This window comes from Chitinophaga varians (assembly GCF_012641275.1).
In the GTDB taxonomy this organism is placed as follows: Bacteria; Bacteroidota; Bacteroidia; order Chitinophagales; family Chitinophagaceae; genus Chitinophaga; species Chitinophaga varians_A.
This window is the reverse complement of the sequence record NZ_JABAIA010000001.1, coordinates 2417812-2439745: the sequence shown is the minus strand read 5'-3', so window position 1 is coordinate 2439745 and position 21934 is coordinate 2417812. Positions and strand designations below refer to the sequence as shown.

Genomic DNA, 21934 nt, shown 5'->3' with positions numbered 1-21934 from the left:
TCTTGTTTTAAAGGTCTGCCGTGTGCAGTTTTTTCGGGACCTTGATGTCAATGGTCTGTGTCTGACCATTTCGTTTAATCGTTGCCGTTATAGTTCCCTTGTCGCGGTTGGCGCGATAAAGTTCTGCCACGTCATGTGCCGATTTTACGGGGCTGCCGGCCATGTCCGTGATCAGGTCATTGACTTTGAAGCCTGCTTTTTCGGCGGGAGAACCGGGCGCCATATTGATCACCTGCGCACCGTTGTCGTCATCGGTGTCCTGCACCTGGATACCAAGTTTTACGCCGTCATCGGCCCTGTTAAAATCAAAGCCCAGGCCTTGTCTGTTACGGGGCATGGGAAATGTGAACAGTTCGCTCCTTCTGCGGGGTGCGTTGAAGATGCCGCCAAAAGAATCCTCTTTCCTCTCGTCCAGTGTAACGCTTGCTTTATTTTGTTTGCCATTGCGTGTATACGATACCGTTATTTTGTCGCCGGGTTTGAAACGGCCGATGGTTTCAAACAGCGCTTTGGGTTCGTTGATGACTTCATCATTGATTTTTGTGATGGCATCTCCTACTTTGATGCCTGCTTTGTCTGCAGGGCTGCCGGGGGCGACGGATTTCACGGTGGCGCCTACGGCAGTGGTTTTTTCGGTGATAACGCCCAGTACGGCTTTATTATCGGTAATGGGAAGTCCTTCGCCTTCATCTTCATCATTGTTAAAGAGTTGGATTTCATCACGGGAAGACCCGTTGTCAAAGCTGAAGTTGTTACCATTCATGGGGGTAATGCGCCGGCGGAAAACGGAGATGTCAGGATTGTTGTACTGGTCCATCTTTTGGCCGTCCAGCAGGATACTACCGTCTTTGATTTCCACGGTGACCTTTCCGCCTTTGTTGCTTTTGTTTTTGATGACGATTTCATCATACTCGCCCATTTTATCTTTTGCTGAAGCACCCGGACTTTGTGCGGTGGCTACGCTTACGGCGAGGCAACTGAAGCCTGCCAGGGTAAAATTTCTGAGTACGTTTTTCATATGCCAGTTTGATTTTTGAGTGTTACAAAATTAACCGGGGCAACAGGAAAGAAAAAGTTAAAACTGGCCGTCAGATGACGGCAGTCACCAGAGGAATTGTTAAAATTTGCCCCTGGGGCTAAGATAGTGCATAAAAAAGGCTGACCCAAAAAGGTCAGCCTTTTCCGTTGACAAGCGAAATATATTTATCCGATGATGGCTTTCACAGCAGCTATCACCTGGTCCAGTTTATCTGCTTCCTGTCCGCCTGCGGTGGCAAAGGATTTCTGGCCGCCACCACCGCCTTTGATCAGCGGGGCTACTTTTTCCTTGATGATTTTAGGTGCTTCCCAGCCTTTGGCTGCCACTAGTTCATCCGCGATACTGAGGGCCACGCTGGCTTTGCCGCCGATGTTGGCTGCAAACAGCAGCACATGGTTGGGGATATCGTTTTTCAGCTGGAGGGCCAGTTGTTTAAGGCCTTCCGCATTGCTAACGTTTACGACCTGTCCGAGGAAGTTGACGCCGTTGATGTCCTGGGCCTGATCACGCAGGCTGGCGGCGAGCTGGCGTACTTTTTCCAGTTCCAGGGCTTCCAGCTGTTTTTCAAGGGAAGACTTGTCCTGTACCAGTGTTTCCACTGTTTTTACCAGTTCTTTCGGATTTTTCAGCGTGTTCTTGATCTCTTTGAGCTGTTGCAGCTGTTCGTTCACAAAAGCTTCCGCTTTGGCGCCGGTAACGGCTTCCACGCGGCGTACGCCGGCAGCTACCGCACCTTCAGATACAAACTTGAACAGGCCCAGTTCGCCGGTAGAGGCTACGTGGGTACCGCCGCAGAGCTCTACGCTGTAAGCCGGGTCCATGACCACTACCCGTACCACGTCGCCGTATTTTTCACCGAAGAGCGCCATGGCGCCGAGCTTCAGGGCTTCTTCCTTGGGCAGTTCCCTGATCACCACCGGAATATTCTGGCGGATTTTTTCGTTGACGATCGCTTCGATCTGTGCCAGTTCTTCGTCGGTCACTTTAGCGAAGTGGGAGAAGTCAAAGCGCAGGTTCTCGGCGTTCACCAGGGAGCCTTTTTGTGCCACGTGCGTGCCTAACACCTGGCGCAGCGCGGCGTGCAGCAGGTGGGTAGCGGAGTGGTGACGGGCCGTATTATGACGTTTGTCTTTGGCGACGGTCGCTTTCACTTTCGCTGCCGGGTTAGCAGGCAGTTTATCGGTGAAGTGAATGATCAGGTTATTTTCTTTTTTGGTATCGGTAACATGTACGATCTCATCATCGAAGTGGAGGATGCCGGTATCGCCTACTTGTCCGCCGCTTTCCGCATAGAAAGGGGTCTGGCCCAGTACCAGCTGGAACTGCTCTTTTCCTTTGGCTTTTACGGTACGGTATTTCAGCAGTTTGGTGATGCTGTCCAGTTGTTCGTAGCCGATGAACACGGAATCCGGTGTTTCGTCGAGTATTACCCAGTCGCCGGCGTCTACGGCAGTAGCGGCGCGGGAGCGGTCTTTCTGCTGCTGCATGGCGGCGTCGAAGCCTGGCTCGTCTACCGTAAAACCTTTTTCAGAGGCGATGAGGGTGGTAAGGTCGAACGGAAATCCGTAAGTATCGTATAATTCGAAGGCGGTCTGGCCGTCAATGGCTTTGGTGGCCGCCTGTTGGTGCATAAAGTCTTCGATCCGGCGGATACCGCTGTCGAGGGTACGCAGGAAGTTGTTCTCTTCTTCAAACACTACTTTCTTCACAAAGTCCACCTGCTGTTGCAGTTCAGGGAACACGTGAGAGAACTGGGCAGCCAGTACCGGCACCAGGTCGTGCAGCAGCGGCTTCTTCACGTCCAGGAAGGAGAAGTAGTAACGGACTGCCCTGCGCAGGATGCGACGGATCACATAGCCGGCACCGGTATTGGAGGGCAGCTGACCGTCGGCAATGGTGAAGGAGATGGCGCGGATATGGTCGGCGATTACGCGGAAAGCCACATCTTTGCGGTTGTCGGTGCCTTCATATTTTTTGCCGGTGAGCTGTTCGGTGATATGGATGGTGCCCATGAACACGTCGGTGTCGTAGTTGGAGGTTTTACCCTGCAGCACGCGTACCAGGCGTTCGAAGCCCATGCCGGTGTCTACGTGTTTGGCAGGCAGCGGCTCGAGGGACTTGTCCTTCAGGCGGTTGAACTGCATGAACACGTTGTTCCATATTTCGATCACCTGGGGGTGGTCGGCATTGACCAGCGTTTTACCGTCTATGGCAGCCCTTTCGTTGTCGGGGCGGCAGTCTACGTGTATTTCGGAGCAGGGGCCACATGGACCGGTGTCTCCCATTTCCCAGAAGTTATCTTTTTTATTGCCCAGCAGGATACGGTCTTCCGGAACATGTTCTTTCCAGAAGTTAAAGGCTTCCTCGTCTTTAGGCAGGTTTTCGCTCGCATCTCCTTCAAAAACAGTGACATAGAGTTTGTCTTTCGGGATTTTGTACACTTCTGTCAGCAGTTCCCAGCTCCAGGCGATGGCTTCTTTCTTGAAGTAGTCGCCAAAGCTCCAGTTGCCGAGCATTTCGAACATGGTATGGTGGTAGGTATCGATACCTACTTCTTCCAGGTCGTTATGCTTGCCACTTACACGAAGACATTTTTGCGTGTCCGCCACCCGGGTATGGGCCGGCGTTTGGTTGCCCAGAAAGTAGTCTTTGAACTGGTTCATGCCCGCGTTGGTGAACATCAGGGTGGGATCGTTTTTGATCACTATAGGGGCAGAAGGAACGATCTGGTGTCCTTTTGACGCAAAAAAATCCAGGAATTGCTGTCTAATCTCAGATGCTGTCATAAATATGGATGCGAGTTAATATGTATTTTTGTTGCCATGTAATAGCGAAAAACAGGCGTTTCTGTATTGTGTTTCAAGCCATTATAAAGTAGTTAGAAAATTGACATTCAAAAGGTTGATGTTTTAATCTAATTACATTAGGTTTGTGCGCCTTATTTTCCGACGGTTTACAGGGAGTGCAAAAATATTGAAACCTGTATGATTATTCAAAACAGGTTGTGTTACCCGGCAAAAAAGTTAAGGTGGACAGAAAATATTGCAAAAACAGCCATCCGCTTGTTTGGACCTCATGAAAATAAAATTGCTGGAACAGCGTTCACTGCTGTAGGTCAGCGTAAAGTACACCCGGTGCATGAAGAAGGTTAAATATTTTTACAACACCCAAACATTAAAATATGAGAAGCTCGTAGTATCGCTGCGGGTGAAGATCCTGAGGATACTCGGGTTTGTGTCTGCTGCTATCGTTACCGGGGCGATCTTTCTGTCGGTGGCCTACCGGGTGGTGGATTCTCCGAAGGAAAAGTCGTTGCGCCGCGACCTGGAAGGGATGAAGGAAAAATATGAAGCTTTACAGGGGCGTATGAAAGAGGTGAAAGGGAAACTGGCCGAACTGGAAGAGCGGGACAACGAAATTTACCGGGTGATATTTGAGGCCTCTCCCATCCCCGACAGTGCCCGGGAAGGCAAAATCAACCGCGATGAAGAGGCTGCCCAGCTGCAATCCTTTGCCAGCAGCGAAATCATCGCTTCTACGGGCATCCTGCTGAAAGAGCTGACCAACCGTATTAAATCCCAGGAAAAATCTTACGACGAGATCGACAATCTCGTGAAAAATAAACAGCAGATGTTGGCTTCTATTCCGGCCATACAGCCGGTGGCCAACAAGGACCTGAAACACATCGCTTCCGGTTTTGGATATCGTATCGATCCGATCTATAAAACCATGAAGTACCATGCGGGCCTCGACTTTGCGGCGCCCAGCGGCACGCCTATCTATGCTACCGGTGACGGTACCGTGGAAGAAGCCAGCCTGAGCGACGTAGGGTACGGTAACCATGTGATCGTACGGCATGGATATGGTTATAAAACATTATATGGCCACATGTTCCGCATGAAGGTGAAGGCCGGCCAGTCCGTCAAACGTGGCGATGTACTGGGCTGGGTAGGCAGCACCGGTAAATCCACCGGTCCGCACTGCCACTATGAAGTCATTAAAAATGGCGAGAAAGTTGACCCGGTGTACTTCTTCTTTAATGACCTCACTCCCGAACAATTTGACCGCATGCTGAAGATGGCCAGGTCCGGTAACCAGTCCTTCGACTAATATCCGGCGTTGTTAGTGCTTAGGTTTTAACGTGTTGTAACAGGTAAATGATATTTTTCCGGAGGATAAAAGCTGCATGCTTGCCATGAAAAGCTTAACTTCATTCCCGTAAAGAATATTTTTCACCGTTTTTTACCATTTATGCAACAGTTAGACCTCTTTTCCACACCTGGAACTCCCCACCCGGTACCGGAGACTGCGGGAGGCACTGTCAAAGCAAAAGTGAAGAAGACCATAGTTGTACCCAGATTACCTGGTAAAAAGCGGGGACGTAAATCATTGAAAGAGGTATCGGAAGACCCAGACTTGATTATGGAGTTGGACAAATTAGTGCTGGACAAGCAATATTATTCAATCAGTGAGGTAGCTGCCATGTTCCGGGTAAATACTTCGCTGATACGTTATTGGGAAAATGAATTCGATATTCTTCAACCCAAAAAGAACAGAAAGGGGGACCGGCTGTTCCGTCAGGAAGACATCCAGCACCTCAAACTGATCTACCATTTGCTGCGGGAAAGAAAATATACCATCGAAGGCGCCAAACAAAAATTGAAGGAAGATCTCAAACTGGCCGCCCGGAATTTCGAAATGGTACAGGCTTTGCTGAAGGTACGTGGTTTTTTAACCGAACTGAAAGATCAATTATAAAAACATGATTATGCGCTTGAAAACATTACTCCTGGGAGGCGGCCTGCTTTTTTCAACAATGGCCTGGGCACAGAATGGAAACGATAAAGTGATGAAAGGCAAAATTGAAATGAAGTCCCTGATGCAGGACCAGTCTACCGATTGGTTTTATAAAGGGGTGAACAGCTATCAGCCCAACGACAATATGCTCAACTACATCAAGGCCAATCGCACCAACTACAACCTGGTGGTGGTAATGGGCACCTGGGACGAAACCAGCCGCAAAGTGGTCCCTGAACTGTATAAAGTAATGATTACTGCCGGCAGCCCGGAAGACCAGGTACTGATGTTTGGCGCTGACCAGAAAATGCAGACAGATGCTCCTACTGACTATAAAGTGAAAAAACTGCCTACCGTGATCGTTTTCCGCGATGGCAGTGAAGTAGGCCGTATCGTAGGCTCTCCGAAAGAATCTATCGAAGGGGACCTGTCCCGCATCCTGCTGAACAGCTCCAAGAAGGAAAAAGAATAGCCCACTAAAGAACTTCTTCGTGAAAAGGCCCGTTGATGCTGCATCAACGGGCCTTTCTCATTCAGGATTTTGATATTTGGAGACTGCGAAAGCTGTTTAAATATCCGGATGTCCCAAACTACATATCTGAATTGCTGAAGGTGACATTTGTGGAGGTGGTAGGCAGTTTCACCTCATTGGCGGCCAGCAATCGAATTATGGACAGGTTCACGTTTTCCCGGAGAGACGCATATTGTGCGCCATCAATGATATAGGTATTGAAGATGACCTGTACGACGTAGGTGTCTTTTGTGAAATCGTGCAGGTTTACGGTGAAGCCAGGCAGTATATTGGAATTGTTTTTCAGCAGGCTGCGGATGTCGTCCAGTACCTTCATCAGCTTGTCAACAGGCGTTTCCGAGCCCATTTCGATGCGCATGGCCACCCGTTGCTGGGTGCGGAGCGACAGGTTGTCGAGGATGCTGTCTACCATTTTTTTATTGGGAACCGTCACGAAAGTCTTTTCCAGCGTGCGGATACGGGTGCTGCGCAGCCCGATCTTCTCTACGGTGCCCTGCCAGGAGTCAACCTTTACACTGTCGCCCACCCGGAATGGTTTGTCGAAGAAGATGATGAAGGAGCCGATCAGGTTTTCGATGCTCTCTTTGGCGGCGAGGGCAAGGGCTGCCGCACCGATACCAAGGCCGGCGATGATCTTCTCTACCAGCGACGGGCCGAAAAGTATCCGGATAAAGGCGATCGCCCCCATAATAAAGACAATGGCCTTGAAGAAATCACGGAAGAAGATGATAAACTGATTGTCCGTTTTGTCTTCTGTAAGTTCCGCCTTCTTTTCCAGTACCAGCGCAATGAAGTCGATCAGGCGCAACATGATCCAGATAATGCTCATGCTGAAAGCCAGTGACAGCAGGGTGTCTGTGATGTCCTTCAGCGTGGCTTTGTTGTACACATGTACGTTGAGCACCGTAGGAAAGGTAAACCGGTCGATGGTCAGCATAAAAGTGACCAGCAACAGGAAGTACTCCAGTGGCCGCAGCAGCAGGTTAATAAAGTCTTTTTCCTCTATCTGGGGCGACCAGTGGCGCACCAGGCGGAACAGGATGGTAGCCATCCCTTTAGACACATAACGTTTTACAAAAGATACGAAGAGCAGTACGCCAATCAGGATGAGATAGTCCCTTACGGGATTGTCCAGGAATACCTGGTTCAGGAAATCATTCATATGGTTAATTCTAAATAATACGTTTGGTGTTATCGGCAATCAATACTACGCCCGGCTGCATCCCTGCTCCGAAGCTGCCGTAGCGGCTTTCAATGCCCAGTGCTTTGGCGCCGTTGCTGGTGCCCCAGCGTAACAGCTCTGCCAGCGGTATGTCCGGGTAACGGGCCTGTATGGTCTTTATTTCTTCCCAGACTGACAGCTGATGGTTGGAAGCCAGGCTGTCAGTACCCAGTGCGATATTACATCCTGCTTCCCGGAACAGGGGAATATCGGGCAACCGGTCTTCAATATACAAATTGGCCTGCGGACAAAAGCACCACCAGGTTTCCACTGGCTGCTGCAGGGCGAACCGGATGTCGGCTGCCGAGGTATAAGTATTGTGCACCAGCAGGATTTTGTTGTGGGCAAACCGGGGAAGATAGGCTTCCAGGCTGTTGGTGCCGGCTGCCCGGAAGCTGCCGGCGTCCATCCCGAAATGAGCATAGAACCGGAGGAAATCGCCGGTTTTGGTGTTGTAGAGTTCATTTTCCGCCTCACATTCCTGGTTGTGGATGCTGACCGGCGTATTATGCGGCGTTTGGGCCAGCAGGCCGAAAAGCGCGCTGCTGACAGAGTAGGGCGCATGTGGTACAATGGAGGCGCTATGGCCGGTTATCTCCCGGAAAGCCTGTAATACCTCGAGGCTGTATTGATAGCGGGAGGAGGCGCTTACTTCCGCCACGCCCATGCATTCCACGAAGGTATGGTAGTAAAGGCGCTGGTGGCGTTTTTGGGCCACTGTAGCGGGACTGTTGCTGATATCCCCCACCGCCGCAATGCCGGCTTCCCACATGGCTTGTTCCGCTTCCGCGATGGCGGTAGCCTGATCTGTGCCACTGTTGCGGTTTTCCATCACCCGGGTAAGGAAAGCGGGCAGCCCTGTTTTTTCAGGGATCACTCCTTTCATGTGTGAAAGCTCCAGGTGACAATGGGTATTTACAAATCCCGGGCAGAGGATGCCGTCCAGTTCCCGGACATCGCCGCCGGCGGTGTTTTCCGCTACAATGCCCGCCACTGCGCCATCTTCGTTCAATATCAGCACCTGTCCGGGCCCCAGAAACCGCTGGCCGTCGAATATATCTTTTCCTTTTAATTTGATCTGTTTCAACAACCTGATATTTAATTAAATGAATGGTGTTAATTTTGCAACCCGATTAGTGGTATCACCTGCCGTCTTTCAGGAAGGGGTACTCAAAAGTCAAAGATAATTATGATAGACAAACTCGAAGCGATAAAAGGCCGTTTTGAACAGGTTGCGCTGGCGCTGACCAACCCGGAGGTAGTAAGCGACAACAAAAAATTTGGCCAGCTTAGCAAGGAATACCGGCAGCTGGAAAAAATCGTGAAGGCATATGATGCCTACCGGAAGCTGCTGGACAATATTGCCTTCAACAAGGAAGTGCTGGACAGTGGCGACGAAGAGATGCGCGAACTGGCCAAAGCCGAAACGGAAGCGCTGCAGGAGCAGAAGGTAGAGCAGGAAGAGCTGATCCGTAACCTGCTGATCCCTAAAGATCCTCAGGACGAGAAAAACGCCATCCTTGAGATACGTGCCGGTACCGGTGGTGATGAGGCCAGCCTCTTTGCCGGTGACCTGATGCGCATGTACCTGCGCTTCTGCGAAACCAAGGGCTGGAGCACCAACCTGCTGAATGAGACCCCTGGTTCTGCCGGTGGTTTTAAAGAGGTGGTAATAGAAGTCAGTGGTGACGATGTATATGGCACCCTGAAGTTTGAATCCGGCGTACACCGCGTACAGCGTGTGCCTGCCACAGAAGCCGCCGGCCGTGTGCATACCTCCGCTGCTACCGTGGCGGTGCTGCCCGAAGCCGAAGAGGTGGACGTGGACGTTCGTGAAGCCGATATTAAAATGGATACTTTCCGTTCTTCCGGCGCTGGTGGCCAGCACGTAAATAAAACCGAGTCAGCGGTAAGGCTTACCCACATCCCTACCGGCGTGGTAGTGGAATGCCAGGAAGGCCGTAGCCAGCACTCCAACCGCGAAATCGCCATGAAAATGCTGCGTACCCGTATCTATGAGGCCGCAGTCCGCAAACATGAGGACGCTATCGCTTCCCAGCGTAAAAGCCTTGTGTCTACCGGCGACCGTTCCGCGAAAATCCGTACCTATAACTATCCGCAGGGCCGTGTTACAGACCATCGTATAGGCATGACCGTTTACAATCTCGACGCTTTCATGAATGGCGAAATCAAGGACATGGTGGATGCCCTCCAGTTTGCCGAGAACGCCGAGAAACTGAAACAGGGTAGCTAATCACGCCACTGCTATTAATTAAGATGATGATACAGGGAGCGTACAGCCTTTGCAGGCGGTAGGCTCCCTGAATGTTTCCTTACAGGGTTTAAATCCGTGTTAATCCTCCCCCATCTTGTTTTTTCCTGCTGAAATAATCTTACATTTAGTTTATACCACAATATTTTCTTCCACAAAATCATATCAGAATGTTAGAGCAATTAATGGAACTTGTTCGGGAACATGCGCAGAGCACTGTTGTCAATAATCCCGCTGTGCCCAATGAACAGAACGAGGCAGTAATCGGTGCTGCCACAGAATCTATTGCCAGCGGCCTGCAACAGGAACTGGCCAATGGTAATACCGAAGGCGTATTGTCTTTACTGGGCGGCCAGTCTGCTACCGGCGCTACGCAGGACAATCCTGTAGTGGGCAATATCTCCAATAATTTTGTAGGTACCCTGCTCGAGAAATTCAATCTGGACAAAGGAACTGCCACGCAGCTGGCAGCGTCCCTGATCCCGACGGTACTGGGTTCTCTGGTGAACAAAACCAATGATCCGTCCAACAGCAATTTCAACCTCAATAACATTTTCAGCTCTCTGACAGGTGGCGCCGCCAATGGTATCGACCTGCAGGGTGTACTGGGCAAGCTGTCCGGCGGCCTGGACAAAAACGGCGACGGCAAGGTGGACCTCAGCGATCTGACCAGCCTCTTTTCCAATGGCGCTCAGCAGCAACAGGGCGGCAATGATGCCGGCGGTGGCATCGGCGGCATGCTGAAAAACCTTTTGGGTTAATTCGTTGTTTACTCTCCTGATGTATTCATAACGACAAAAACACAAGTATATCGTATATAATTATTTGATTATAGATTGATTGCTTGTGTTTTTTTTAATGTTTGTTCAGATTTAGATTTCAACCAGTTGTAAATGTTAAAATGAAACTGGCAAAGTATTTGTTTCCCACTTTTCGACTTACATTTGTCATCCTGAACCATATATAATAACCTTCATGTTTAAAATTACTAAGATGAAAAGACTCAATGTTCTGGTAGCCCTGGTTTTATCAGTAACCATGTTGTTTAGCTGTAGCACCTGGCAGAGCATGGACAATACTAAAAAAGGCGCTGCTATTGGCGTGGGCGGTGGCGCTGCTGCCGGTGCCATTATTGGTAAAGCGGCCGGTAACACAGCTCTGGGCGCTATTATTGGTGCCGCTCTTGGTGGTGCTGGTGGTGCGCTGATCGGTAAGAAAATGGACAAACAGGCACAGGAAATCAAAAATGAAGTGCCGAACGCTACGGTTGAACGTGTGGATGAGGGTATTAACGTGACATTTGATGCGGGCGTACTGTTTGGTTTTGATAAATCTGACCTGTCCCCTGCTGCACAGGAAAGCGTACAGCAACTGGCAAAAATCCTGAACAAATACCCTGACACCTACGTACGTGTGGAAGGTCACACGGATGACAGAGGTACAGATGCTTACAACATGGGCTTGTCTGAAAGAAGGACCAACACAGTAGTAAACTATCTGAAAACACAGGGCGTTGCTGCAAACCGTATCCAGGGCTTCTGGTATGGTAAGAGCCAGCCTAAAGTACCAAACGATTCAGATGCTAACCGCGCTAAAAACCGTCGTGTTGAGTTTTCCATCTTCGCTAACGACAAGATGAAACAAGACGCTAAGAGAGAAGCAGGTCAGCAATAAAGATATTTAATACACATATTTCTCATAAGCAGATATACATTCCCCCCTGGTTGCAGGGGGGATTTTTTATTTAGACTGCTTCAGAAAGAGATAACGAAAGAGCTTAAACACAAAGACGCCTGCAATAGCGCCCAGTGTATCGGCTGCCACATCGTACATATCAAAGCTGCGCCCGATGGCCCAGTATTTCTGAATCAGCTCAATAACAAATCCGTAAAAAGCCGCCAGTACCACAAAAAGGAATAACATGCCGGAAGACAGCTGTTTTCGCTGCCAGTATACGCCCAGGCTCAGGAAAAACACAATGCCGCCGAAAAGGCCGAAGTGAACGAACTTATCGAAATGGACTTTTTCAAAAAAAGAGTTCGTGGGGATATCCTTACCTGGCAGGGTACACACTATCAGGATCAAGATGATCCAAGCGGTGGCAGGAATATAGTATTTCCAGATTTTCATGGTCCGGTAAATCGATTAACGTTATCCAAAAAAAAGACAACAGGACGGCGGAACACGCATCCTGTTGTCTAATGCTATATAAAATTTTAGTTGGCGTAATTGTGTTAGTCGATCAGCTTCTGGTATTGATCGGCAGTCAGCAGCGCATTAACGTCAGCAGGGTTGGAAACGGTCAGTTTAACCATCCAGCCTTCGCCATATGGGTCGGAGTTTACCAGTTCCGGCTCATCGTTCAGGTCAGGGTTTACTTCGCTGATGGTACCAGCAACAGGCAGGAACAGGTCAGAAACAGTTTTTACTGCTTCAACGGTACCGAATACTTCTTCGGCGGCCAAAGTCTTACCTACTGTAGGAATATCAACAAAGACGATATCGCCTAATTCGCGTTGAGCAAACTCGGTAATGCCGATTGTAGCAACGTTACCTTCTAATAAAATCCATTCGTGATCCTTGGTGTAACGCAGGTTTGACGGAAAATTCATAATTAGTTTGGTTTTGAGCCGTAAAAGTACTGAATCCTTTAGTATTTACGTTTTTTTTGACTTTGATATTTTGATGAACCTTTTTTAAAAGAACAGCCACTTTTTAATGACCCTTATCTTCATGGGAACATTCTCCAGTGGCCTGTTGAGGCTATCGGTTTTCACGGCGGCGATTTTATCGATCACCTCCATGCCTTTAATAACCTGGCCAAATACTGTATAGTTTTGGTCAAGATGTGGGGAACCACCTTCTGTTTTGTACACCTCTCTTTGATCTACCGGGATTTTGCGGCCGCCCAGCCTTGTCTTCTCCAGTTTGTCCAGTTGTTCGTCGGTGAAGATTTTGCCTTGTACGATGTAGAACTGGCACCCGGAGGAAGCTTTGGTGGGATTATCGTCACGGGCCGCGGCCAATGCTCCTTTGCGGTGGAACAGGTCCAGCTGGAATTCAGGAGGGATCGTATATCCTACATCGCCTTCACCGAGCGGGGCGCCGGGTTTGGCATGTTTGGAGTCCGGATCGCCACCCTGGATCATAAACTGTTTGATAACACGATGGAACAGGGTGCTATCATAGAAATGTTGCCTGCTCAGCTTCAGGAAATTGTCCCGGTGTTTGGGCGTTTGGTCCCACAGGCGTATGATCATGGTGCCATAGGGGGTAATGACCTTCACTTTCCTGTTTTTGGCCATGGCCATAGCGGTGATGGCCATCAGTAAGGTACAAAGGAGTACAGTTTTTTTCATACCGGTGGATTATGCTTCCTCTTCGTCGGAGAAATACTCAATGATATGTTCTTTCAGAAATGCTTCCTGTTCTTCCAGGTTGAATTTAGGAACGGGCTGCAGTTCTTTGAAATGGGGCCATCCGTCTTTGTCGTAGCCATCCATTTCGTAGTAACCGCTTTTGCTGAGCAGGGTACAAACGGCCACGTGCATCAGGTCCTGCTTCTGTTCCTTCGTGTATTTCTTCTTCAGATGATTGATTTCGTTAACGCCGATGAGGAACAGGATAGCCTCCATATTGGGCTTTTTCCCGAACCTGGCCGTCAGCATATCTTCTACGGGTTTCCACCGCTTCTCAAGATCGTCCATGATATTGCCTTTTTTTGGGTCAGTGTTTGCTGTTAAGTGGCTCATAGCCATGGCAAATGTACGTTATACGGAAAAATATTATATAAATATGCGGGAGCTTTCTTAATTTGGGCATCCCCGTTAGGCTGGTTTACATGGGGATGAGCCACAGTGGCAAGTTTAACAGCACTTTAACGGCCATTTCACATATTGATAAGTTTTATTTGACAAGAGAATGTTTATTTTAGCACACTTGAAAAACTAACAGCATGGAAAATACATCGTCCGATATCCGGCAACTGAATGAAAAAATTCACCAGGCCAGCGCTTTTGTGGACCTCCTGAACATGGAGCTGGGCAAGGTAATTGTGGGGCAGCGTTACATGGTGGAAAGATTGCTCATCGGCTTGCTGGCACAGGGTCACGTTTTACTTGAAGGTGTACCTGGCCTGGCAAAAACCTTGTCTATCAAATCTCTGTCATCAGCCATCAATGCTAAGTTCAGCCGTATCCAGTTTACGCCTGACCTGTTACCGGCCGACGTAGTGGGTACCATGATCTACAACCAGCAGAAAAATGAGTTTGTAGTACGTAAAGGGCCTATTTTCGCCAACTTCATCCTGGCGGACGAGATCAACCGTGCCCCTGCTAAAGTACAGAGCGCCCTGCTGGAAGCCATGCAGGAAAGACAGATCACCATCGGTGATAATACCTTCAAACTGGATGACCCCTTCCTGGTACTGGCTACCCAGAACCCGATAGAACAGGAAGGTACCTATACCCTGCCGGAAGCGCAGGTAGACCGTTTCATGCTGAAAGTGGTGATCGGTTATCCTACCAAGGAAGAAGAAAGACACATCATCCGCCAGAACCTGAACCCAGAGGCCTCCACGCCTATCCGTGCGGTAATACAGCCGACTGATATCATGGAAGCGCGTAAGCTGGTGCGGGAAGTGTACATGGATGAGAAAATCGAAAAATATATTATCGATATCGTATTCGCTACCCGTAACCCGGAAGAATACAAACTGCAGAAGCTGAAGCCACTCATTTCCTATGGCGGTTCTCCAAGGGCCAGTATCAACCTGGCGCTGGCAGCCAAAGCTTATGCCTTTATGAAACGCAGAGGATATGTGATCCCGGAAGACGTACGCAGCATCTGCTTCGACGTAATGCGCCACCGTGTGGGGCTCACCTATGAGGCAGAAGCCGAAAACGTGACCAGCGAAAACATCCTCAGCGAAATACTCAATGCCGTAGAAGTGCCATAATCGTTTATCATGTTGGACACTGCCGAAATACTCAAAAAGGTAAGACAGATTGAAATCAAGACCAAAGGTCTTACCAACCACATCTTTGCAGGCGAATACCATAGCGCTTTCAAAGGCCGTGGCATGTCGTTCAGCGAGGTGAGGGACTATCACTTCGGGGACGATGTACGGTCTATCGACTGGAACGTGACCGCACGTTTCAATCATCCGTTTGTGAAGGTTTTTGAAGAAGAAAGAGAGCTGACGGTAATGCTGCTGGTAGATATGAGCGAAAGCTCCTCCTTCGGCACCCGGAAGCGCGACAAGCGGGACCTGATCACTGAGCTGTGCGCCGTACTGGCTTTTTCGGCTATCAAAAACAATGATAAGGTAGGCGTTATCTTCTTCAGCGACGGGATGGAAAAATATATCCCTCCCAAAAAAGGTAAGTCACATATCCTGTTCATTATCCGTGAACTGCTATCGTTCACGCCTAAACGAAAAGGTACCAATATCAAGGAAACGCTTCGCTTTTTTAACAATGCCGCCAAAAAACGCAGCATTGTGTTTATGCTGAGCGATTTCCTGTCCGGCGAATACCAGGACGCCCTCAACATTGCGGCCAAAAGGCACGATATGGTGGGTATCCAGGTGTACGACCAGCGCGACCGGGAGCTGCCCCCTGTAGGGCTTATCCAGGTGGCCGACGCCGAAACCGGCGCCACACAGTGGGTGGATACCGCCGACCGCCGGGTAAGGCAATACTATGAACACCAGTTTGCACAACATGCGCAATATTGCAAAAATGCCTTTATGAAAAGCGGCGCAGAGCTGATGACTATCCGTACCGATGAAGACTATGTAAAAGCACTGCAGACATTTTTCCTGAACAGGGCATAAGTTAATAAGGAGAGCAAATTCAGACATGTATAAACAGCAAGTGATAAGACGTATACTTTTATCTTTCTTTATTGGGTTGTTGTTCCCACTCGGCCTGCTGGCGCAGAATACCCTCGAAGTGACTGCCAAAGCGGACAGCAGCAGCATCCGGATCGGCGAGCAGGTGAAAGTGCACCTGAAGGCCACCGTGCCCGCAGCTGTTTTCAACAAGCCCGAATTCAGGCTGCTGTTTCCCATTGTGCCGGATTCCATGGACCATTTCGAAGTGGTGACCCGCTCCAATCCGGACACGCTGACTCAGCAGGACATGAAGGTGTTGCAGCAAACGCTCACCATCACCAGTTTTGACTCCGGTCACTGGGAATTTCCTCCCCTGAAATTTGAAGTATATGGCGCCACCGGCGCCAACAGTGTAGATACGTTGTTCAGCCAGCCGCTGGCCTTCGATGTCAATACTGTGGCCGTAGATACCACCAAGGCATTTAAACCGATCAAAACGGTACAGGCAGTTCCCTGGAACATCTGGGATTACTGGTTGTACATGGCCATCGGTGCTGCCGTAGTGCTCATTGCATTGGGCCTGTGGCTGTATTTCCGTAAACGCCCGGAAAAGAAGCCGGAAGTGAAACTGCCGCTGGTAACACCTTACGACCTGGCCCGGCAACAGCTGAAGTCACTGAAAGAGGAACAGCTGTGGCAGCAAGGCGATATCAAACAGTATTATACCCGTTTGACAGATATTTTGCGCACCTATTTTGAACACCAGTTTGGTATTGCTGCTTTGGAGCAGACTTCAGAAGAGCTGTTGAAGAACATCAAGCCGGTGACCAAACTGAACCAGCAACGGGATAAATTACGCTCCCTGCTGGCCATTGCGGACCTTGCCAAGTTTGCCAAATTACAGCCTACTGCCGATGAGCATGAAGACTGTATGCACAAAGCGGAAGAGATCCTGGAATGGACAAGGCCCAAAGAGGAGCCGGCAGCGCAAACGCCCGCTGCTCCGGATGAGAAGCTGCAACCAGGCGCGTAATTAGTCATTTAACTGAATTTAAGTAATGGATTTTTCAGCGTGGAAAAATATTGAATTTGCCTACCCGGTTTTCTTCTGGCTTTTATTGCTGATACCGGTGATGATATACTGGCGCATTGCCCGGCGGAAGAAATCGCAGGGCGTGATGAAGGTATCATCTGTGGCCGGTCTGAGAGGACTGCCCGTATCCTGGAAGGTGCGTTTCCGGCCGGTTTTGCTGGCCCTGCGTATCCTGGCCTATGCCGCGCTGGTAACGGCACTGGCCCGTCCGCAGACATCCAATACTTCTGAAAATATTGACAGTGAAGGGATCGACATCGTCATGGCGATCGATATATCCGGTAGTATGCTGGCAGAAGACCTGCAGCCCAACAGGATGGAAGCCGCCAAAAAAGTAGCGATGGACTTCGTGGACAAACGTATCAGCGACCGTATCGGCCTGGTAGTGTTTTCCGGCGAAAGCTTCACCCAGTGTCCTATCACAACAGATCATGCCGTGTTGAAAAACCAGATCATGCAGGTGAAAAGCGGTATGTTGCAGGACGGTACCGCCATTGGGATGGGCCTCGCTACTTCCGTGGACCGTCTGCGTAGCAGTCACGCTAAAAGCAAAGTGATCATCCTGCTGACAGACGGTGTGAACAACACCGGCCTGGTAGACCCGCTCACTGCGCTGGAGATAGCCAAAGCCTTTAAGATAAGGGTATACACCATTGGGGTGGGCACACAGGGCAAAGCGCCCTTCCCGATGCCGATGGCCGACGGCAGCGTGCAGATGGTGATGCAGGACGTACAGATCGATGAACCGCTGATGAAGAAAATCTCCAAAGAGACAGGCGGCAAGTACTTCCGTGCCACCAACACCACCGACCTGAAGAATATCTACTCAGAGATCGATCAACTGGAAAAAACGAAAGTGGAAATTACTTCCTATAAACGGTACGCAGAGCATTTCTTCCCGCTGGCCATGCTGGCGCTGGCCTGTATCCTGCTGGAGGTAGTGCTGCGTTATTCCGTATTCAGAAGTTTACCATAAGTTATTATAACAGACACAAAGCAGCAAAGGCACCAGGGATCTCCCCGGTGCCTTTGCTGCTTTGCAGAAACAAGTTACCTTTGGGGATATAAATTTCCGGACTATTGCAAGCAACAGTATACAAATCAACAGGCAGCTGGTATGTGGTGAAAACCACCACAGGTGAAATATTTCAGGCAAGGATGAAAGGTATCTTCAAAAAAAATGATGATATCACGTCCACCAATCCTATTGCCGTGGGCGATGTTGTGGAGATTGTGCCTGATGACAGCGATGCCAACGCCAAAAATGCCATGATCACAGAAATTGGCGGGCGCCGGAATTACATTGTGCGCAGTTCTCCGCATGGGCGTAACAAAAAACACATTATTGCCGCCAACCTGGACCAGGCGATGTTGATTTGTACCATCCGCGAGCCTCGCACCTCATTGGGTTTTATAGACCGTTTTTTGGTTACCGCAGCAGCCTACCATATTCCAGCGGTACTGGTGTTCAATAAAAAAGATATTTACCGCGCAAAGGAAATGGAGCTGTTTGAAGCCATCGAAGCGCTGTACACGGGGATCGGTTATCCGGTGAAGTTAATTTCCGCTACCGGGATGGAAGGCATAGAAGAAATCAGGGCGATGCTGAAAGACAAGACCACCCTGATGTCCGGCCATTCCGGCGTAGGTAAGTCCTCCCTGATCAATGACCTGGTGCCGGGGCTGGACTTGCGTACCACCGCGGTCAGCGGCTGGAGCGGCAAGGGGTTGCATACCACCACTTTTGCGGAGATGTATGACCTGCCCGGCGGTGGATGCCTGATAGACACCCCCGGTGTGCGTGAATTTGGTATCGTGGACATGGAGAAATCGGAACTGTCCCACTATTTCCTTGAAATGCAGCCTTACCTGTCCCAATGCCAGTTCAATAACTGTTTGCATATCAACGAGCCCGGTTGTGCCGTCAAGGAGGCCGTAGAAGCCGGGGAGATTGACCCTGAGCGTTATGTGAGCTATGCCACGATCCTCGAATCCATTGAGGAGGAACAGTACTAGTTATTTTTTAGGCTTACTGAGTTCGTCCAGAACTTTCTCTGCGCCCCAGTTGCGTTTAGGCAGGGGGCATCCTTTCTTTTGTGTACGGCAGGCCATGAGGGTGATGGCAGCGAGCAGGGCAAGGGCGATTATTTTGCGCATAGTATGGTTTTACTAGAATAAACGCATTTGTTTGCCTGCTTTGCGGTTGGACCGCTGTAAATCTTTTTTGTTGTAGCTGGTGGCGGGGCACCCGTATTTCTGCGAAGAGCAGCCTGGCAGTACAATGACGGCCAAAAGGAGCAGGCAAATAAACGTTTTCATAGAGGGATATTTGCCTGCAATATAATGAATTTTTATAAAGCGTTAGGATTGCTTCTCTCCTTCCTGGTACCAGGAAGCGTACATGTTATAGTTGCCGGAGATGCGGTTGATTTCCCCTTTGATAAGGGCCATATCGATGTCTTTCACTTTTTTAGCGGGAACGCCGGCCCAGATGGTGCCTGGCTCCACATGCGTGCCTGCCAGTATCACTGCGCCCGCAGCGATGATGCTGTTGCTGCTGATATGAGCGCCGTCCATCACGATAGCGCCCATGCCTATCAGTACGTCGTTGTCTACCGTACAGCCGTGCAGGATAGCATTATGGCCGATGGACACATTATTGCCCACAATGGTTTTGGACTTCTCATAAGTGCAGTGGATCACGGCGCCGTCCTGTACGTTCACATTTTCGCCGAGGCGGATGCTGTTCACATCGCCGCGAACGACGGCGTTGAACCATACGGTACAGCCTTTGCCCATCTCTACATCGCCGATAATGGTGGCATTGGGTGCGATAAAGCAGCCGTCAGCAATCTTCGGAGTAAATCCTCTTAAGGGTATAATATGAGACATAACTGATAGTTTTAATCTGAATGTTACAAAGATAACAATTACTAATTAGCCGTTGTTTTCTACCTTCGCAGAGAATGTAAGAGATATGAACAACAGGCAACTTTTTTTGCAGCACGTAGCGCAAACATCAGATGCGCCGCTGGCATTGGAGATCGTTAAAGCGGAAGGCATGTACATGTGGGATGTCAATGGCAGGAAGTATCTGGACCTGATTGCCGGCATCAGCGTATGTAACATGGGTCATTGTCACCCTGCCGTGGTGAAAGCTATCCAGGAACAGGCGCAGCAATATATGCACCTGCTTGTATACGGGGAATTCGTACAGTCGCCACAGGTAGCTTATGCTAAAGCGCTGACCGAACACCTCCCTGAAAACCTCGACTGTGTATACTTCACCAACTCCGGCGCCGAAGCAGTGGAAGGTGCCATGAAACTGGCCAAACGTTTCACCGGCAGAACAGAGATCGCGGCCTTTAACCGCAGCTACCACGGCTCTACGCAGGGGGCGCTCAGCATCCTCGGTGATGAATACTGGCGCAACGCATACCGCCCGCTGCTTCCCGGCATACAACACCTCGAATATAACAATTACGCTTCGCTGGAACTGATCACCCATAACACGGCGGCTGTATTCGCAGAAAGCATACAGGGAGAAGGCGGCGTGATCGTTCCCCAACTGGAATGGATACACGCTTTGCGCGCTAAGTGCAATGAAACAGGTGCCCTGTTGATACTCGACGAAGTGCAATGTGGCCTCGGCCGCAATGGAACGCTCTGGGCTTTTGAACAACTGGGCATTGTCCCTGATATACTGTTGCTCGGTAAGGCTTTGGGCGGCGGTATGCCACTAGGCGCGTTCATCTCTTCCCATACCATCATGTGGAGCCTCACCAACAACCCGGTACTGGGGCATATCACTACCTTCGGCGGACATCCGGTGAACTGCGCCGCAGGCCTGGCCGGTTTCAACGCACTGCTGGAATCGCAGGTGATCAAAGATGTGAAAGCCAAAGGAGAACTGTTCCGCCAACATTTGCAACATCCGGCCATTAGAGCGGTACGCTCACTGGGACTGATGATGGCAGTGGAACTGGAAAGTTTTGAAGTCAACAAAAAAACGATTGATTACTGTATAGCGAACGGTGTGCTCACTGACTGGTTCCTTTTTGCGCCGGAATGTATGCGCATCGCTCCACCGCTGATTATTACGGAAGAAGAGATTGTGCAGGCGTGTAGGGTGATTTGTGAAGGGTTGGATAGATTATAAAATGTAATTGATTTAAATACAAACGCCTCTACGAAAAAAGAATTTTTGTAGAGGCGTTTTTGTTTGATACTACAATGTATCAGGCATATAAATGATATAGTATCTATAATTAGATTTTTTATTGTTCATTTTTGCCTAGCAACTTTAATGTCTTCTGATACAGGTAATTCCCAAAATTCAGGAACATCCAATTCATCGATCCCATTATAAGACCGAAAGAGGGAATCATAAGAATCGCAATGAGTGCCCCTTTAAACCCATAATAAGGTTGATCATTAAAATATACAGGTACCAGATTAAAGAATGTTAGAAAGATAAAAAGCAACATAAGCGGCAATACAGCAAAGGTGCATGACCAGAAAAGACTCTTAAATGAAAAGCGGACATTTGACATAACTGTTATTTGTATTCTCTGAAAGGTTTGAATCAGTTATAACGACTAAAGTAATATCAATTACACGTAGTATAAGGATTTGCACACTGCGTTTCCGGCGGTATCCAGCCAATATACAGCTTCCCTTTCTGCCAAAGTGAAATCTTTACCCAGTTGGACTTACACGCAGATACCTGGACCAATTGATTGGTCCACTCAGGAATAGTAGATTTATTCGACTTCTTACTGGGCTCACTATAAATAGCGATGTTCCCTGAATAGGATGTAAGATAGGTGCCAATCTGCGCAGATTTTTTTATCCAGCCTTTTGATACGCCGCCTTTAACGAGGGAATACCTGGCAGTTACCTTAAACAGGCTGTCGTTGTCTTCTTTCAGGCGAAAGACAATGAAGTCTTCGTACCGGAAATTGTGTTCTACATATTTGGTGATGTTGCCTTTGTCATCGTATAATTCGGTCTTCCCGCTGAAGTTCGGGTCCATGAGCACGAGGCAGTCGCAGGTGTTGGTTTCCTGTGCATGGATACAAAGAGATAGAAGCTGAAGGCAGCAATACAGACAGAAGGTTAATATCGTTTTCATAAAGTTGTA

25 protein-coding genes are annotated in these 21934 nt (G+C 49.3%); 13 read left to right on the top strand and 12 right to left on the bottom strand.

Translation table 11 applies throughout. The features are described 5' to 3' along the window. Window positions 1-7 precede the first annotated feature (7 nt). Both HGH92_RS09910 and alaS read right to left on the bottom strand, forming a co-directional pair. Window positions 8-1018 carry a PDZ domain-containing protein gene (locus HGH92_RS09910; RefSeq protein ID WP_168870566.1) on the bottom strand — a complete coding sequence of 337 codons (1011 nt, stop codon included), beginning with the start codon at window positions 1016-1018 and terminating at the stop codon, window positions 8-10. Between the two features lie 185 nt (window positions 1019-1203). Continuing rightward, window positions 1204-3825 carry an alanine--tRNA ligase gene (alaS, locus tag HGH92_RS09905; RefSeq protein WP_168870565.1) on the bottom strand — a complete coding sequence of 874 codons (2622 nt, stop codon included), beginning with the start codon at window positions 3823-3825 and terminating at the stop codon, window positions 1204-1206. Window positions 3826-4023: 198 nt separating this feature from the next. On the opposite strand from alaS, the gene HGH92_RS09900 reads away from it, so the two are divergent. From HGH92_RS09900 to HGH92_RS09885, 4 genes are all read left to right on the top strand, one after another. Further along, entirely contained in the window at window positions 4024-4191 is a 168-nt protein-coding gene (locus HGH92_RS09900) for a hypothetical protein (RefSeq protein WP_168870564.1), read from the top strand. Further along, the gene (locus tag HGH92_RS09895; protein WP_168870563.1) at window positions 4178-5149 is read left to right on the top strand and encodes a peptidoglycan DD-metalloendopeptidase family protein; all 972 of its coding nucleotides are present in this window, start codon (window positions 4178-4180) and stop codon (window positions 5147-5149) included. The genes HGH92_RS09900 and HGH92_RS09895 overlap by 14 nt, the downstream gene beginning before the upstream one ends. Window positions 5150-5290: 141 nt before the next feature. Next, window positions 5291-5797: a MerR family transcriptional regulator gene (locus tag HGH92_RS09890; RefSeq protein ID WP_246496235.1), complete on the top strand. Its 507-nt coding sequence runs from the start codon at window positions 5291-5293 to the stop codon at window positions 5795-5797. 16 nt (window positions 5798-5813) lie between these two features. Then, a complete protein-coding gene (locus HGH92_RS09885) occupies window positions 5814-6308 on the top strand; it encodes a thioredoxin family protein (protein ID WP_168870562.1) in 495 nt (164 codons plus the stop codon). A 118-nt stretch (window positions 6309-6426) separates the two neighbouring features. On the opposite strand, the gene HGH92_RS09880 is transcribed toward HGH92_RS09885, so the two are convergent. After that, window positions 6427-7530: a mechanosensitive ion channel family protein gene (locus HGH92_RS09880; protein WP_168870561.1), complete on the bottom strand. Its 1104-nt coding sequence runs from the start codon at window positions 7528-7530 to the stop codon at window positions 6427-6429. 10 nt (window positions 7531-7540) lie between these two features. After that, complete coding sequence (locus tag HGH92_RS09875; RefSeq protein ID WP_168870560.1) at window positions 7541-8677, bottom strand: amidohydrolase family protein; 1137 nt, start codon at window positions 8675-8677, stop codon at window positions 7541-7543. A gap of 102 nt (window positions 8678-8779) precedes the next feature. Here HGH92_RS09875 and prfA point away from each other — a divergent pair, with 102 nt between their 5' ends. The 3 genes from prfA (at window position 8780) to HGH92_RS09860 (ending at window position 11536) form a co-directional block, all read left to right on the top strand. Continuing rightward, a complete protein-coding gene (gene prfA / locus HGH92_RS09870; protein ID WP_168870559.1) occupies window positions 8780-9844 on the top strand; it encodes a peptide chain release factor 1 in 1065 nt (354 codons plus the stop codon). Between the two features lie 188 nt (window positions 9845-10032). After that, the gene (locus tag HGH92_RS09865) at window positions 10033-10623 is read left to right on the top strand and encodes a hypothetical protein (RefSeq protein ID WP_168870558.1); all 591 of its coding nucleotides are present in this window, start codon (window positions 10033-10035) and stop codon (window positions 10621-10623) included. Window positions 10624-10855: 232 nt separating this feature from the next. After that, window positions 10856-11536 (top strand): OmpA family protein, encoded by a 681-nt coding sequence (locus HGH92_RS09860; protein WP_168870557.1) that lies wholly within the window; start codon window positions 10856-10858, stop codon window positions 11534-11536. Between the two features lie 66 nt (window positions 11537-11602). Here HGH92_RS09860 and HGH92_RS09855 read toward each other — a convergent pair whose 3' ends face one another. From HGH92_RS09855 to HGH92_RS09840, 4 genes are all read right to left on the bottom strand, one after another. Then, on the bottom strand, window positions 11603-11992 hold the full coding sequence (locus HGH92_RS09855) for a VanZ family protein (RefSeq protein ID WP_168870556.1): 390 nt from the start codon (window positions 11990-11992) through the stop codon (window positions 11603-11605). Window positions 11993-12096: 104 nt separating this feature from the next. Beyond that, window positions 12097-12474 (bottom strand): glycine cleavage system protein GcvH, encoded by a 378-nt coding sequence (gcvH, locus tag HGH92_RS09850; protein ID WP_168870555.1) that lies wholly within the window; start codon window positions 12472-12474, stop codon window positions 12097-12099. An 84-nt stretch (window positions 12475-12558) separates the two neighbouring features. Beyond that, a complete protein-coding gene (locus HGH92_RS09845) occupies window positions 12559-13221 on the bottom strand; it encodes a peptidylprolyl isomerase (RefSeq protein ID WP_168870554.1) in 663 nt (220 codons plus the stop codon). Window positions 13222-13230: 9 nt separating this feature from the next. Further along, window positions 13231-13569, bottom strand: coding sequence for a hypothetical protein (locus tag HGH92_RS09840; RefSeq protein ID WP_168870553.1), 339 nt, complete (start codon window positions 13567-13569; stop codon window positions 13231-13233). A 326-nt stretch (window positions 13570-13895) separates the two neighbouring features. Between HGH92_RS09840 and HGH92_RS09835 the strand changes: the two genes are divergently transcribed. The 5 genes from HGH92_RS09835 (at window position 13896) to rsgA (ending at window position 18807) form a co-directional block, all read left to right on the top strand. Next, entirely contained in the window at window positions 13896-14819 is a 924-nt protein-coding gene (locus HGH92_RS09835; RefSeq protein ID WP_410493905.1) for an AAA family ATPase, read from the top strand. A 9-nt stretch (window positions 14820-14828) separates the two neighbouring features. Continuing rightward, window positions 14829-15698 carry a DUF58 domain-containing protein gene (locus tag HGH92_RS09830; protein ID WP_168870551.1) on the top strand — a complete coding sequence of 290 codons (870 nt, stop codon included), beginning with the start codon at window positions 14829-14831 and terminating at the stop codon, window positions 15696-15698. A gap of 25 nt (window positions 15699-15723) precedes the next feature. Continuing rightward, on the top strand, window positions 15724-16731 hold the full coding sequence (locus HGH92_RS09825; protein WP_168870550.1) for a hypothetical protein: 1008 nt from the start codon (window positions 15724-15726) through the stop codon (window positions 16729-16731). 25 nt (window positions 16732-16756) lie between these two features. Next, complete coding sequence (locus HGH92_RS09820) at window positions 16757-17767, top strand: vWA domain-containing protein (protein ID WP_211092569.1); 1011 nt, start codon at window positions 16757-16759, stop codon at window positions 17765-17767. 104 nt (window positions 17768-17871) lie between these two features. Next, the gene (gene rsgA / locus HGH92_RS09815; RefSeq protein WP_168870549.1) at window positions 17872-18807 is read left to right on the top strand and encodes a ribosome small subunit-dependent GTPase A; all 936 of its coding nucleotides are present in this window, start codon (window positions 17872-17874) and stop codon (window positions 18805-18807) included. Here the strand turns inward: rsgA and HGH92_RS09810 are convergent, their stop codons facing one another. The 3 genes from HGH92_RS09810 to HGH92_RS09800 are packed head-to-tail and all read right to left on the bottom strand — an operon-like array spanning window position 18808 to window position 19683. Next, window positions 18808-18948, bottom strand: a complete 141-nt coding sequence (locus HGH92_RS09810) for a hypothetical protein (RefSeq protein ID WP_168870548.1) — start codon at window positions 18946-18948, stop codon at window positions 18808-18810. Between the two features lie 12 nt (window positions 18949-18960). Then, on the bottom strand, window positions 18961-19110 hold the full coding sequence (locus HGH92_RS09805; protein ID WP_168870547.1) for a hypothetical protein: 150 nt from the start codon (window positions 19108-19110) through the stop codon (window positions 18961-18963). 42 nt (window positions 19111-19152) lie between these two features. Continuing rightward, a complete protein-coding gene (locus HGH92_RS09800; RefSeq protein WP_168870546.1) occupies window positions 19153-19683 on the bottom strand; it encodes a gamma carbonic anhydrase family protein in 531 nt (176 codons plus the stop codon). Window positions 19684-19768: 85 nt separating this feature from the next. Between HGH92_RS09800 and HGH92_RS09795 the strand changes: the two genes are divergently transcribed. Next, entirely contained in the window at window positions 19769-20950 is a 1182-nt protein-coding gene (locus HGH92_RS09795) for an aspartate aminotransferase family protein (RefSeq protein WP_168870545.1), read from the top strand. Between the two features lie 450 nt (window positions 20951-21400). Here HGH92_RS09795 and HGH92_RS09790 read toward each other — a convergent pair whose 3' ends face one another. Next, window positions 21401-21925 carry a hypothetical protein gene (locus tag HGH92_RS09790; RefSeq protein ID WP_168870544.1) on the bottom strand — a complete coding sequence of 175 codons (525 nt, stop codon included), beginning with the start codon at window positions 21923-21925 and terminating at the stop codon, window positions 21401-21403. Between the last annotated feature and the right edge of the window lie 9 nt (window positions 21926-21934).